Source organism: Pseudoalteromonas sp. NFXS39 (genome assembly GCF_040148775.1).
GTDB classification, from domain to species: Bacteria; Pseudomonadota; Gammaproteobacteria; order Enterobacterales; family Alteromonadaceae; genus Pseudoalteromonas; species Pseudoalteromonas apostichopi.
Map to the genome: position 1 here is coordinate 824,946 of NZ_JAGDEC010000001.1, position 14,912 is coordinate 839,857.

The window sequence follows — 14,912 nt, forward strand, 5'->3', positions numbered from 1 at the left end:
ATATTCAGCTTACTTCGTTACAATGTGATTTATATTACGATTACTTCTAAAGGAGCACTCAGTGTCGCGATTTTCCGCCATAACCGATAAGCCACATGATGGCCGATTCAACAAAAAAACGGGCATTTTATTGACCAACTTAGGTAGCCCAGATGCACCTACTACCGCGGCACTTAGAACTTACTTGCGCGAATTCTTATCAGATCCTCGCATCGTTGAGATCCCACGTTTTATTTGGATGATCATCCTTTATTGCTTTGTACTTACTTTACGCCCAAAACGCTCAGCGGCACTTTATAAAAGTATCTGGACTGAAAACGGCTCACCATTGACTCACATTACCCGAGAGCAAAGCAAAAAGCTGGCAGCCCTTTTAAAGGAAAAAGGACACCAAGACACCGATGTAGTTATGGCGATGCGCTACGGTAACCCATCAATTGAAGCTGGCCTTGAAGAGCTTCGCGAAAAAGGCATCACACGCGTTATTGTGCTGCCAATGTACCCGCAATATTCAAGCACCACCATTGGTTCAACGTTTGATGCGGTATCAGATGTACTGCGTAAGTGGCGCTGGGTACCAGAGCTTCACTTTATTAATGGTTATCACGATAACCCTATATACATTGATGCTTTAGCTGCTAGCATTAGCGAAGATTTAAATGCCCACGGCACACCACAAAAGCTAGTGTTTTCGTACCACGGTACACCTAAACAGTTTTTAGAAAATGGCGACCCATACTATTGCTTTTGTATGCAAACTACTCGTTTAGTTGCCGAAAAACTTGGGTTTGAGAAAGACTTTGCTGTAACAACATTCCAAAGCCGTTTTGGTAAGGCAGAATGGTTAAAGCCTTACACTGACGCAACACTTGAAAGCTACCCTGCTGAAGGCATTAAAGATATTGCAATCATCAGCCCTGCATTTAGTGCCGATTGTCTAGAGACATTAGAAGAAATAGAAGGTGAAAATCGCGAAATTTTTGAACATGCAGGCGGTGATAAATACCGTTATATACCTGCATTGAATACCCGTGATGACCATATCAATGCCATGTTTGAAGTGATAAAACCATTACTTAAATAACGAAAGGCCCCAGCAAATTTGGGGCCTTTTTTATTATACACTGCCTTGCGACTCGACAACTAAAACTCGCGCTTCTCCCTTAGGCTTTGCAACATGCTCCGTGCCAACACTGGCAAAAAAGATATCCCCTGCATTGAGAAGCTCAACGCATACTTCACCATGCTGCTTATAAAGCATTTCGACCTGGCCACTTAACACCACAAAAACTTCTTCACCATCATTGATATGCCATTTGTAAGGTTTATTTGTCCAATGCAAACGTGTTGTAATACCTTTCATATTGGCAATATCTAATGCCCCCCAAGCTCGATCAGCTGTGAATTCGCGACTTCGTATAACTTGCATCGTTTAAATCCCTCAATCTTTACGAGTCATAACCAAGGTCACCGTACCTGCAACAATTCCCCAAAATGCAGAACCGACCGAGAATAAAGTTAGGTTTGAAGCTGTGACTAAAAAGGTCACGATAGCGGCTTCGGTATAATATGCCTCAGTTAATGCTTGCTGTAAGCTACTGGCAATGGTTGCAAATAGGGCAATGCCTGCCAACGCCAAAATCAATGCCTGTGGCAAGCTTGCTACCAAACCAACTAGCGTAGCTGCAAGGAGCGCCATAATAATGTAAAACACACCACCAGCAATGCTTGCCCAATAACGTTTGCTTGGGTCTTTATCCGCCTCAGGGCTCATACAAATGGCAGCGGTGATGGCCGCAAGGTTAATGGCATAGCCACCAAATGGCGCAATAATCACATTTAATAGCCCGGTAACATTTAAAGCGGCCGACACGGGTGCTTTATAATGGTGTGCTTTTAACACGGCAATACCTGGTAAGTTTTGCGATGTCATGGTCACAATGAATAGCGGCAAACCAACGCTTATCATAGCGTTAAGATCAAACTCAGGAGCAATATAAGCAAACTCGCTCATTCTCCATTGCCAACTAGTTGTATCGATTTGCCCCGTTAGACCTGCCATTAAAAAGCCAGCCACAACCACGGCAAGCATAGCAAAACGCGGGAAATAGCGCTTCCCGCACAAATATACGGCCACCATTAAACCAATCACTAAAGGTAGCTCGTTCATAAAATTAAATACATCAATACCAAAATTCACCAGCACGCCAGCAAGCATGGCACAAGCTAGTTGGCTTGGTATCTTGTTCATCATTTTTTCGAATATGCCAGTAATGCCAGACAAAAACACCAGCGCCGCAGAGAACATAAACGCGCCAACAGCTTGATTTAAGCTATACCCTTGGGCACTTGAAATAAGTAGTGCCGCACCAGTTGTTGACCAAGCGATAAGAATGGGCACTTTATAATAATAAGACAAAGCAATTGAGCTCAACCCCATAGCAAGACCGAGCATTAGCACCCAACTAGCAACTAAATCAGGCGTGCCACCTAAAACCATAACAACCTGATAAATAAGCGCTATTGAGCTGGTAAAACCAATAATAACGGCCACTAACCCCGCAGTTGCTCGACTGATGAGCTGACTCATGTACACATACTCCATGGCAATTAAAAATCTACCATATCCTATGATTTGCTAAATGGCACTGTACACTTTTGTAGTATTTTAAGATTTGATTACTATACAGATGAGACAAAAAAGGCGTGTTAGTAACACGCCTTCTACAAAATTAAACCACCTCTAAACAAGGCTCTTTGACCACGGTAGGCTTATCGAAAATACCTAAGCGAATGCGAATAAAGTGCAAAATTTCTTTGGCTACATCAATACCCAGTGCACCTTCTAAGCCTTCAAAACCTGGGCTTGAGTTTGCCTCACAAATTTTGAAGTGTTGCTCATCAAACAATAAATCAATGCCCGCTACATCAAGATTAAGTACGTTAGCAGTTTGTGTAGCAAGCCATTCAATTTCTGGTGTAATAGGGAATGACTTACCTGTACCACCGGCACTCACATTGGCTTTAAAGTTTTTACCTTGCGAGTTACGCTCCATACAAGCTACCGCTCTACCACCGATAGTAAGTACTCGCAAATCACGGCCATGGCTGGACTTAACAAACTGCTGTAGAATAATGTTTGCTTGTGGATTTGCAGCCTCAATAAGCTGCATTAAGTCATCAAACTCTTCTTTTGATTTTGATAAAAATACGCCACTGCCCTGCGAGCCTGATAAGGTTTTAATAACCACAGGAAAGCCAATTTGCTTTTCAACTAAATCAATATTCACTGGAAACTTAACCAGCATAGTATTTGGTGTTGGTAAATTACACTCAGCTAGAATTTGCTGCGCGAACAGTTTGTCTTTAACTGTTTCAATTGATTGCGAGCTATTTACACAGTAAACACCCAAGCGCTCAAGGTGGCGAATAATCGCCAGCGCAAAATACGTTGTACTTGCACCCATGCGAGGAATAACAAAATCTGGTAGTTGTACTGACTGGCCATCAATTAAAATACTTTTACCATCTTCACGAGTGATAGTGAGATCAAATTGATCAGGCGAATAAACCTGTAACTCTATACCCTCTTCTTTTGCTGCCGCAAGTAAACGTTCTACTTCATAGGTTTCTTGCTTTAACAAACCTTGGCTATCTTTATAAATGATCCAGCCGCGCATGGTCGGTACCTCTAATCTTGGAGTTTCAGTGACAAAAAAACGCGGATTATGCTCAGCATTAGCAATCGAGTAAAACAAATTAATTTTATCGACACGATAATAAAAGCAACTACTTACTGATTATCTATTGACCAACTTGTTAACTTAAGGTAAAAACTAACAGTAAGTTAACATAAAAACCCGTAAGAGAAACATGTGAACAGGACGCTTGCATTAATCTTTATTTTGCCGCTTACAGCCTTTGCACTGAATGAATGGCATATTCAAAGTGATGGTTTTAAAACAAAACCCAGCACTCAGCAGTTTGTTGCCTCTTACAAAGCTGAAGCAGATCAAATAGCCCCGCAGCCAATTGTGAACTTAACTGCGCCCCTTAACCAGTTATCTGACCGCGCACACGATTACCTATATAAACAAGGCCGTTTACCCGAACAGTTAGCAAACACCGCATTCAGCGAGTTTGATTTAGATACCCTTAAAACCTTACAACCCGGCGATAACTTTATTTTAGTAATAGACGAATATCTTAGTTACACCGTAGAGATCAGTAACATTATAGAAGCCAGTAATGGCGATAGAAGTGTGTTTGGGAAGGTCAATGCTCATGCTAAAGCTGACTATCAAGCGGTGATGACCCTCACAGAAAATACCCTACAAGGCCAATTTGATGCCAATAACCAAAGTTATAAATTTCAAAGCCATGGTGAATATGGCTGGGTGACAAAGTTATAGGTTACGAGTTTCGAGATGCGAGATATGAGATATTAGTCTGTAGCAGCGATTTTATATCGCGTCAAAGAGCCTAAATCCTAGCGCCCAGCGCCAAACGTTTTCACTCGTAGGTGTGAAACTTGTTTCGCGCGAAATAAATTTCACGCCTACGATATCGTATTTAACCTTGGCAAGGTCAGCCACAAACTAAATTAAAACTTATGACTTAAAGCTTACAGCTTCCTTTCCCCTCACAGCTTTTCAACTACCACTGGGAATAAACTTGCGCCGTCACTATCGATTGGGCTTAAAATCTCAAGACCAAGGATTTTGGCGATAAGCGGATATACATCTAAATTACTTACTTCATCTACACGTAGGCCTTGTTTAAAGGCAGGTCCGTTGGCAATAAAAGTTGCAGCCATATCTTCGCTATAGGCATAGCCATGAGTGCCCAAATAGCCTGCCATTTTACTATCAGTGAACACACGAGGTGCATCAGTTTGCAAAATAATATCGCCAACTCGCGGGCCTTTATTATAGTGATAACCGCGCTTTTGCTGTTCAGTTAGCACGATGTAACGACCCTCAGCCGCTTTTGCGAGCTTTTTACTAAACCCACTGATGTCGGCTTTACTATCTGGTTTTGCATAATATAAAACACGTGGACCGGTGTTTTGCACTATAAAGTTTTCGTCTTGAGGTAGGCTATCAATTTTAATGCTAAGGTTTGGATCAACAGACGCCATACCATGATCAGACACAATCACTAGATTAATGTTTTCATCAAGCGCTTTTAAGCGGCTAGATAAATCCGCCATTAAACTATCTAACTTTTGCACCGCATCATAGGTTTCTTTAGCATCAGGACCAAACTCGTGTCCCATGCTATCTACCAGCGAAAAATAACTGATCACCAAACGTGGGCGCTGTGCTTTTGGCAAGCTTAACCACTGAATAATTTGATCAACACGCTTTTGGTAATCACTGTGTTTAGAATAATGATAAAAGTAATCAGGCAGCATGCCGTTAAAGCGCGCATCTGACTCAGGCCAAAAGTAGGTTGCTGCTTTTAAGCCTTGCATTTGTGCGAGGTTCCAAAGCGGAATGCCACTAAACCATGTACTATCGTCTTTCCCTTTACCCATTTTGTAGCAATCGTTGCGCTCAGTATCACAAAAGCGGTTTTCAACAATGCCATGATTAACAGGTAATAAACCGGTGATAATCGACAAATGATTAGGGAAAGTTTTGGTCGGATAAACAGGGCGCATTTTAGTTGCTCTAACACCCTGCTCACTGATTGCTTTTAAATGTTTTGCATGGTGTTTTTCAATGTAATCCCAACGAAACCCATCTATCGAAATAAGTACGACCGATTGTTCTTGCTCCGCTTTTACTATCGAGCTGAACGCTAATAAACTTGCTAAAACTAATTGCCAAATACGCATGCGAAACCCTTTTTAATTCAATTTGTTGATTTTCTCAGTGACTTTATCAAACTGTTTTGAAAATTTTGTGATCATGCTTTCTAGCTTTTTCACACTACGTTTTAAACGTGAACCATTTACTTGGCTATACATAAAACCCCAAATGCCAGTAACAACACTTAAAACAATAAACACAGCAACCGGTAGGCCATCTAAGTGCTCGACTACTTGCGGATAATTATTGAGTAAATCAATCCCAACATCTGGCACAAGTGTATTAACTAGAGGATAAAAATCTTGCGCATCAAAGTACCAAGCCAGCCCTATTGACGTAAGACCAAGCAATACCATACGGTTAAAACCATGCACCATACCAAAGTTTCTAACAGAAGAGTGGTCGTACTTAATGTCTTTGCTCACATTGACCGCATATTCACGGTAATACTCATAATAACGTTTTGTATCAACACTGCTATATGCATAATACACCCAATCGCCGATATCTACAGAGCCAAGTAAATCTTCACCCGCTTTAAAAATAAACGGTTCACCCGATGCGGTTTCAAGCATGATTTCACCCTTCAAGGTGGTGCTACGATTACGATAAACCTCAACGCGCTCTTTTACATCACTACCAACATACGTGCCACCTCGATAAGTGGTTGTGGTTTCTGTTGTGGTCACTGTTTGGCGAGTTTCATTGGCATGTGCGCTTTGTTCTTTTTCTAATACTTTGCCAAGCACTGCACGATGACGAATGGTGCCTTTCTCGTTACGTGCCCAAACATTTTTATGCACATAATCGTTTTCATATGCAAGGCTATACTCGTCCATAATGGCATGTTCAAGCTCAGCAATACTGGTTGGTTTAGTTATGCTCGGCTCTAGCGCCTTTTGAATGCTAATGGCTTGCTCATCATCTTTTGCAAGCGATTGTTCGTTTGCAGCATTCGCTTCAACGTGTTGCTTAGCGCCACAGCAATAGCAATGTGCCGCATCTTGGCTAATACGTTGCTGGCATGAAATACAAATAACATCTGACTTACTCGGGGTTCTTGCCAGCATGTTATAACCCAATTGATTTAGGGTGGTCGATAGCATCACATCTGTTGCCGCTAAAATTGCATCATACTTTGCTTCTTGTTTGGCTTTAGCTTTTTTATGGTAGTTGTGCTCAGCCATAAACACCCCGATTGCCACGGGTAATGAAGCAAGTAATGCAGGCAAAAACTCAAGTTTTGCAGCAAACAACATGATAAAGAATGTAATAACACTCAGTACAAGCCACAATATGGTTCCGCCAGTGTAGTTTCGGCTAATGGTTTTATCCCAGCTGCGATATTGTTGATCGGCAAAATGCACAATAACAATTGGCATAAAACGGTCATTCTTAACGACTCGCTTGGCGTTGCCATCAGCAATGCGATAATTAAGTGTTAGCGGTGTTTCTTGAAATGCGGTGATCACATTACCCTTTTGTAGGTTAGCAATCACATCTTTTTCAGCATCAACACTAAACTCATGAATAATGCCGTTTTTATCTTCAACTTCTAGCCACCAATAACCATATAGCATGTTGTCGTTGTTGGTTTTATAGCGGCGCTTATAGTAATACATCGATTTCACAACACCTGTGATCGTGCTCGCTTGTGGCGCATAGTTTTTTACATCAACCAGCAAGTCAGGGCTGAGTTCTTCAACCGTATGCATTTGTCTTTTTTGCTCAAGAGCTTCTCCACAATCACAACAGTGAAGATCGGTGGCATAAACCGTATTTTGGCAATGTTGCATTTTCATTCCTTGCTTAATTAATTGCTTAAATCAATGGTTATTGTTTGTTCGCCAGCATCTACTTGGTGCCAACGTCGATACGTTTTATAGCCTGGCGCCGACACTTGAATATCATAAGCGCCAGCTTTTAAAGTCATACCAGGGCGATATTTAGGACCAATATTCATAATACGGATAGTGGCATTCGGCGCATTTGTGGTAATGGTTAGCTTGGTTTTTTGCTCGACCATATATTGTCTTCGCTGTTGTTGCTCTGCGCTTAAATTGCCATCGCCATGACGCAAAATATCCACCTTAGCTAGAGCATGGCTAACCGGGCTAAAGCTATCGTAAATGTGTAGTTTTTCTTCAAACGCTAAACCCAGAGGATGCAACACTGGTTGTGCATGTAAGGTCCAACGAATAGCATAACTAAACACCGGATTGCTCGACTCATCGACCTTGTCTAAAAAGTAGTTAACAGGGCTTTGTTCGTCTTCGGTAAAGGTGTTATGAATAAAGAGTACCGGTGCAATCAAAATCAGCGCTGGCATAATGAGCTTTTGCAATACAGATACAGCAGTCGTTGGCTGCTTTTCATGGTTTGGTTTAATAAGTTGCCACAGTTTTAACGGTAACTTACTAAAGGTTAAGCAAATCAAAAACAGTGACAGCGACATCGAAATAGGCGGAATAATGACCGAACGTAACGCTTGCTTACCGTACTCGGCATACTCGCCACCATCAGCAAATTTACCTTCTGAACTATTGAGCATGGCGAGGTATTTGTCAGTGCGTTTTGCAATGTTTGGATCTAGCACCTTGTCTTTGAAGTTCTTTTTATTCCAATCGGCGCGAATATTTTTCACGTATAAATCGCCCATTCTGTCGGCAATTTTCGCTTGAATTTGCGGGTGTAATTGAAACGCAACCCAGCTTAAGTTTGGCTCTAAACTCATGCCGCGTTTGCGCATTTCGTTTTGCCATTGCAAATTTGCTTCGCTGGTTACCTTAGAGGCTACAGCGTTGGCAAATGCCTGGCGTTGATTCACATTCCAGTTGCTTTCAAGATGTAACCCTTTGCTCGCAAAATGTGTTCGAAGCTTCTTTTGGGTTGTTTCGTGAGCACGAAACGCCATTAAATTTTCAACCGTAAATGGGTAACCCGTTTCACTAATAAACATCTTATGAAAGTTCGGATGTTGTAAAAAGCGCAGCTGATAATGATCTGGATCATCAGTGTATTTGTAGCGCTTATCTTTAAAACCGCCATCGCCACCGGTTGCTAAACTTGCAGCTTGTAGTGCTGTATAAACACCACCAGTGAGCACCCCCATTAAAATAGTGCCAGCGGCATTTTCAGCAACCGAAACATCTTCTTCAATAAGCCAGTAATCAGGCTCAATGTAGCCAATACCCGCTTTTAAAATATTGCTTCGGTAGTCAGCGGCTTCGCGTTCATAACAACGATTTCGACGGTCTTTTTCACTACTTTTGTCATAACGCTCACGGCATTTTGCAATGCTGTGGTGGTAATCATAAATCTTCGGCCCATATTTTTGTGCTCGTGCTGACGCTTTTGCAATATGGGCTTTTTGCGCTTGTTGGTATTTGCTCCAGCCGCTATTTATTTCTTGCTCAACTTGTTGCCAGTACCCTTGTTCGCGCTCACCTATGCCTGCCAAAGTGCTGTTGAACTTTTTACTGCCATCAGCATAGGCTTTGTATTTAACCACCAGCTCATCATATAACTGACTATAGTTTTTATAGTGCTTATCAAAATCTTGATACGCTTTTTTCTGCACAAAAGCAGCAATAATTTTACGCTTATCCTGCTCTAAGTTGTCGGAAAGCGCGGCATCGCTATACAGTAAGCCACCAAACAGCGCCAAAAAGGTCAGGTTCTCTGAGCTATGTAATTGCTCAGGGTCGTAATCAAGATCATTCACTTTAATTGAGTTTATCGCCAATGCATCTCTAAGTGCTGCACTGTAGGTAGCAAACTGTCGCTGCTCTGCGGTTGAAGGCTCAATTAAAGTCTTTTCAATAGCATATTTTTGGCCGAAAAAGACCACAGGCCAAACTAGGCATAATAAAGCGATAAACGAGATAATCCCACGGCCCACTTTGGCAACCATTGCTTTAGGTAAAAAGTCAGCTAAAAGCAGCGCAACACCCACTCCAGACACTGCTCGGCCATATATTTCAAGGTGTTCAAGATCTTCTGCAGAAGGCGTCCCTAAACCGACTAAAGAAACTAACTGGGCATTAAAAATTGCCTCAGGTAATAAATATAAAGTAGCTAAAACAAGTAGCAAACAGCGCCACCAAAACGGCTTTATTAAATCAGTCATAGGTTTGTTCTTATTGTTTTTTACGTAGTTCTAGTTCAACAGCAGGATCTGTTTCTAGGCTAAAATCTTCATCAGCTTGGCGAGTCCCTATTTCTAAATTAGGTGCTGAAGGAGTCGATGTTACTTTTGGAATATAAGTGTGTGCTTGGGTTGATTTAAGGGTGCCGCCCACCGCAGGGTAAAGCTGATTCCCTTTATAAGCATACAGCTCATCAAGGCGTTCTAAATCAAGATCTACCGGCATGCTGGCAATTAACTTAGCGTCTGCTTCATAACTAAAAAACGGCTGCATTTTTGGTAATTCGAATACAGAACAAAAGCCATATACGGTGTCGTCCATGATCACAGAATCAGGGCGAAGTGAGCGCGACTGTGCTAATAGGCTTCGTTCATGATAATCGTGGCCATTAATAGAATAGGTAGCAATCATAATGCCTCGAGCTTTAGCAACTGGTTTTAAGCGTGCTGCGCTTTGCTTGTAGTGACGAATATCAAGCACATAACCAAAGTTACGTTTTAGCTGTTTTGCTAATTTATCGAGCTTAACAGGACTATCGTAACGCTTTTCACGATGATAACGGTTGCCAAGAGCTTGTAAACTCTCAAGTTCTTCTTTATTACGCTCGTAAATTGGATCGCTACCAGCGCCGCGTTTAAGGTCGCTTGCTAATTTATTCATCGAAGCTTTTGCCGGTGACTGAATAAATGCCAAGTAAATATCTGGGTTGATGTCGCGCATACGGCTGAGGTTGCGCATTTCTAAACTACTAAAAAAGTAGTTACCACCGCCAACAAACTCATAAGCTAAGTAATCAAGCATTTTTAAGTCGTTTACAGAGGCATTTGATTTTATTTCAATATTCAGCTTTTGATGAGGCTTGCGATAGCGCGCAAATGTGGCAGCAAGCTCTCTAAATGACGGCGGCATTTCATCGGTTAGCAACCCTGTTTCTTGATTACGATGACGTAAATAGCCCCACTCTTTTTCATATCTCATCGATTCAATTTTACGACGCTTATTATCAACCGTGCCTGTTTCACGGCCAGTACGGGCATCATGATGCACAACCCAAACATCATCACGGGTAATACGCACATCAATCTCAACTACATCAAAGTTGTTGTCAATTGCATCAATCACCGCATTGAGGGAGTTTTCTGCATAACGAATAGAGCCACGGTGGCTTTGCAAATTAAAATTACTGCATTGCCTTACCGAAGCATAGTTGATATTACCGAGTTGGGTTTCATAAAAACCGCGAGCACGCAGTGCATCATGTTTGGCCTTAATGGCATTTTTTTCGGCAACTGTTAAGGTGCTTTCAGCACTTGGCTCAGGGGTACTTTTACAAGCAGTTAAACTAATACAACACAGAAGAATACATGTTATTAGCCATGGTTTTTGAGACAAAGTTTGCATCATTGCTATACAGCCAAAAGGCTTTCCTTTCTAATTAAAGATAATAAAGAAGTGCGTAAAACTGAATAATATATGAATAAAGGTCCTTATTTAAAGTAATAACTTTAATAAAAATGGATATTTTAATTTAAGATACAAGCTGTTAGATTTAATTTAATAACTGGCAAAATTTTGCTAACAACACGCAAAAGCCCGATTTTACCGCTTTGTGGGAATGAGAAATGATCGATTTTGGTAAGAAAATAACTCCAGCACGCGAAATGCGTTCTACCAATAATTTACACACTGCGCTTGAAAGTGATCGGGGCCGCATTATTAACAGCGCTGCAATTCGCCGCTTGCAACAAAAAACCCAAGTTTTTCCACTCGAACGCAACGCCGCAGTGCGCTCAAGACTAACTCACTCGCTTGAAGTACAACAAGTAGGCCGTTTTATAGTACAAACAATTTTTAATAAGCTTAGTGATGCAAAACAAAAAGAGTATGGCCTAGCGGGGCTTGAACGACCGCTTGAAAGCCTAGTAGAAATGGCGTGCCTAATGCACGATATCGGCAACCCGCCATTTGGTCACTTTGGCGAGGCAGCCATCAACCAATGGTTTGAAAAACACTTAGACGCACTAACACCAGAGCGCTGTAAAGGTATTGGCATTAGTGTGATCTTTAAACACCTAGCACAAGACATCAAAAGCTTTGAAGGTAATGCCCAAGGTATTCGCATAATTCATTCATTACTATCACTAAACTTAACCTACAGCCAAAGTGCCGGAATTTTAAAATACACCCGCCCGGCCAGCATGACGAAAAAAGACAGTCCGCAAGATAAAAATTACCTGATGAAAAAAGTGGGTTATTACTTTAGCGAAAAACCTTTTATAGATGCACTGCAAACTGAGCTCGAAATTGAGCAATACTGCCGTCATCCTGCTAGCTATATTATGGAAGCTGCCGACGATATTTCGTATTGTTTAGCCGATATTGAAGATGCCGTAGAAAAGGGCATTATTAGTGTTGAGTCGCTATGTGAAAAGCTAAAAGATCAATACACCCGCACACTCACTAACCTAACCATTAACGATACTAAGCACACTGACTTTGCCGAAAAAGCGATTGATTATGCATTAAGTAAAGCTCAAGAGCAGCCCTACAATTTTAACAGTGAGTTTTTTATCTATCTGCGAGTTACTTTGCTACACCCATTGGTAAGTTACGCGGCAGACCGGTTTATTAATAATATAGAAGCCATTTATCACGGTGATTTTAATCAGGCTTTATTAGAAGACCGCAGTCACTTGCACGCCGTTACGCTCACTTTAAAACAGGTAGCTTTAAAGCATGTATTTTGCCACAAAGAAGTAGAGCGATTAGAGCTGCAAGGTTACCGTATTATTAGCGGTTTACTCGATTGCTATAAACCTTTACTTACCCTTGATGCAGAAGCTTTTAAGCGTGTTTTAAGAGGCGATCAAAACTATTTAATTGAAACACGCCTAGTTAAAAAGCTGTCTAATAAACATTTAAATAGTTACCAAAAAGCCATTGATGCCCTAAAAGCCGAACCAGATCATTTTGCCGCCTACGAATTTTATTATCGCTGCCGCCTAATTCAAGATTATATCAGCGGTATGACCGACCAATTTGCTTACGACGAATACCGTGCGCTCATGGTAATTGATTAGCTAATACGAATAGTCGTAATTTGTTAACCTAATGTGGATAAATTACCCGTCTCAGCTTAGAATTAATTAACTGTCGGCTCATCAATTAAACCTTACTGGTCTGAACTTATGCCAATTATTAGAACAACTTTTTGCTTATTACTCCTAAGCTTAAGCTTTACGAGTAAAGCGCAGTACAACGAAGCTATGTGTATTTTGTTAAAACAGCAAATGCACGAGTATCGCTTTAATACCAGCAATAAGAACTACCGATCTGCTGCCAGAAACTATGAAAAAAACTGTAAAAATCCCACCCCTGTAAATAACGCAGCTGGCTTTGAAAAACTAGAACAACAAACTAAAGAAATCGTTCCTGTTAATTCAGCGACAGCAGCCAACCCTAATGTACATTCTGGTGCAATTCTAGCTACGCCTGAAGAAGAGACTACACCAGCTGTTGAGCAACCTTCTGAAATCAACGAACAGCAAACTCAGCCAGAGCAATTAGCTGCAGAACCCCAAGTTCAAGAGCCTGTATCACAGCAACAGCAAATAGAGCAAAGTTCAACACCTGCAGAGCAAACAGAAATGCCAGCAAAAGTTGATCGAATTACGATTTCTGATGCTCCTGAAGAACCTGTAGTAGAATCAACTACCAGCCCTGCAATTCAAGAGCAAGCTGTTGCAGTTAAACCCCAAAGTGCTGAAGCTGAAGCAGCACCTGCTGAAAAACCATCTGAACCTGAAACAAAAGTAGATTCGGCGCTAACACCTATTCCGGCACCAACTCCAGCTCCTATTCCAGAAAACAATGATAGCTCTTCAAGCTCATTATTTATGCCAAGCCTAATTGTGTTGTTGGTGCTACTTGTTGCAGGTTTAGTGATTGTGCGTATTCGTCAAAGCAAAAAAGCAGACGAAGACTCAGAGCTTGAACAAAGCTTGATGCAAGCTAAAGCATTAAAAGCCGCAGCAGAAGCGCAAGCTGCCGCTGAAAAAGAAGCTGAAGAGTTAAAAAATGCAACTGCCGCCGTGCTTAGTGAAGAACAAGATCACCAGCATGCGGACAGCAATATAGTACCTGACAATGCTTTTTCGGCAATCGAAACACAAAGCAGTGATGAACTATCTGAACTTATGCACTTTAGTGCTCAGCATGATACAGACGAGCAAGAATCTAAAACATCAGCAGAACCCGCTCCTGCAGATGATTTTGCTAATGCCCATCAATTTAAAGATCTTGAACTTGGCTACGACGAGAAAAACACGCATGATTCTGAAGATGACTTTTTAGATGAACAACGCGAGCTAGAGCAAGAGCTTAAACTCGCAAACCTTTCTTCATCGTTCACCGTTAACGAAGAAGTAGATACTCAATCTGATGACGTTCAGCAAGATGAACCGGCCTTAGGAGAGCAAAGCTTTACGACATCTTCTTTCGGTTTTGATGAATACTCAACTAAAGAGCCTATCGCAGAAGACGAACCACGAATCACTGAGACCCAGCCATTTGAAGAGCCAGAACTAGAGGCTCCTGAAATTGACGAACTTGAAAAGCCAGTAATTGAAGAGCCTAGCTTTACTGCATCTTCATCGTTTGGTTTTGATGAATATTCAGCTAAAGAGCCTATCGCTGACGATGAGCCAGTTTTAGCTGAGATAGAAAAGCATGAAAAGCCTCAAATTAGTGAGCTTGATGAGCCTGCAATTGAAGAGCCTAGCTTTACTGCATCTTCATCGTTTGGTTTTGATGAATACTCAACTAAAGAGCCTATCGCTGACGATGAGCCAGTTTTAGCTGAGATAGAAAAGCATGAAAAGCCTCAAATTAGTGAGCTTGATGAGCCTGCAATTGAAGAGCCTAGCTTTACTGCATCTTCATCGTTTGG

General features: G+C 41.5%; 11 protein-coding genes. 4 read left to right on the plus strand and 7 right to left on the minus strand.

Translation table 11 applies throughout. From position 1 onward, the window contains the following. Positions 1-61: 61 nt before the first annotated feature. Positions 62-1,084 (plus strand): ferrochelatase, encoded by a 1,023-nt coding sequence (gene hemH, locus J3455_RS03460; RefSeq protein WP_130052945.1) that lies wholly within the window; start codon positions 62-64, stop codon positions 1,082-1,084. A gap of 33 nt (positions 1,085-1,117) precedes the next feature. On the opposite strand, the gene J3455_RS03465 is transcribed toward hemH, so the two are convergent. From J3455_RS03465 to J3455_RS03475, 3 genes are all read right to left on the minus strand, one after another. Then, positions 1,118-1,429, minus strand: a complete 312-nt coding sequence (locus tag J3455_RS03465; RefSeq protein WP_167657359.1) for a cupin domain-containing protein — start codon at positions 1,427-1,429, stop codon at positions 1,118-1,120. Between the two features lie 12 nt (positions 1,430-1,441). Continuing rightward, on the minus strand, positions 1,442-2,590 hold the full coding sequence (locus J3455_RS03470) for a benzoate/H(+) symporter BenE family transporter (RefSeq protein ID WP_130052946.1): 1,149 nt from the start codon (positions 2,588-2,590) through the stop codon (positions 1,442-1,444). 142 nt (positions 2,591-2,732) lie between these two features. Next, positions 2,733-3,680, minus strand: coding sequence for an ATP-grasp domain-containing protein (locus tag J3455_RS03475; RefSeq protein ID WP_130052947.1), 948 nt, complete (start codon positions 3,678-3,680; stop codon positions 2,733-2,735). Between the two features lie 195 nt (positions 3,681-3,875). Between J3455_RS03475 and J3455_RS03480 the strand changes: the two genes are divergently transcribed. Then, a complete protein-coding gene (locus J3455_RS03480) occupies positions 3,876-4,412 on the plus strand; it encodes a protease inhibitor BamI-like protein (protein ID WP_167657357.1) in 537 nt (178 codons plus the stop codon). A 230-nt stretch (positions 4,413-4,642) separates the two neighbouring features. On the opposite strand, the gene J3455_RS03485 is transcribed toward J3455_RS03480, so the two are convergent. From J3455_RS03485 to J3455_RS03500, 4 genes are read right to left on the minus strand one after another with little or no spacing between them, the layout of a single operon-like run. Beyond that, complete coding sequence (locus tag J3455_RS03485) at positions 4,643-5,842, minus strand: alkaline phosphatase family protein (protein WP_130052949.1); 1,200 nt, start codon at positions 5,840-5,842, stop codon at positions 4,643-4,645. A gap of 12 nt (positions 5,843-5,854) precedes the next feature. Further along, entirely contained in the window at positions 5,855-7,612 is a 1,758-nt protein-coding gene (locus tag J3455_RS03490) for a hypothetical protein (RefSeq protein WP_349561091.1), read from the minus strand. 17 nt (positions 7,613-7,629) lie between these two features. Continuing rightward, on the minus strand, positions 7,630-9,945 hold the full coding sequence (locus J3455_RS03495) for a carboxypeptidase-like regulatory domain-containing protein (protein WP_349561093.1): 2,316 nt from the start codon (positions 9,943-9,945) through the stop codon (positions 7,630-7,632). Positions 9,946-9,955: 10 nt separating this feature from the next. After that, a complete protein-coding gene (locus J3455_RS03500; protein WP_349561095.1) occupies positions 9,956-11,368 on the minus strand; it encodes a glycerophosphodiester phosphodiesterase in 1,413 nt (470 codons plus the stop codon). 218 nt (positions 11,369-11,586) lie between these two features. Between J3455_RS03500 and dgt the strand changes: the two genes are divergently transcribed. Together dgt and J3455_RS03510 are read left to right on the plus strand one after the other, a co-directional pair. Continuing rightward, positions 11,587-13,044, plus strand: coding sequence for a dGTPase (dgt, locus tag J3455_RS03505; RefSeq protein WP_349561097.1), 1,458 nt, complete (start codon positions 11,587-11,589; stop codon positions 13,042-13,044). Positions 13,045-13,152: 108 nt separating this feature from the next. Further along, the coding region (locus J3455_RS03510; RefSeq protein WP_349561099.1) for a hypothetical protein at positions 13,153-14,912 on the plus strand (1,760 nt) is incomplete at its 3' end.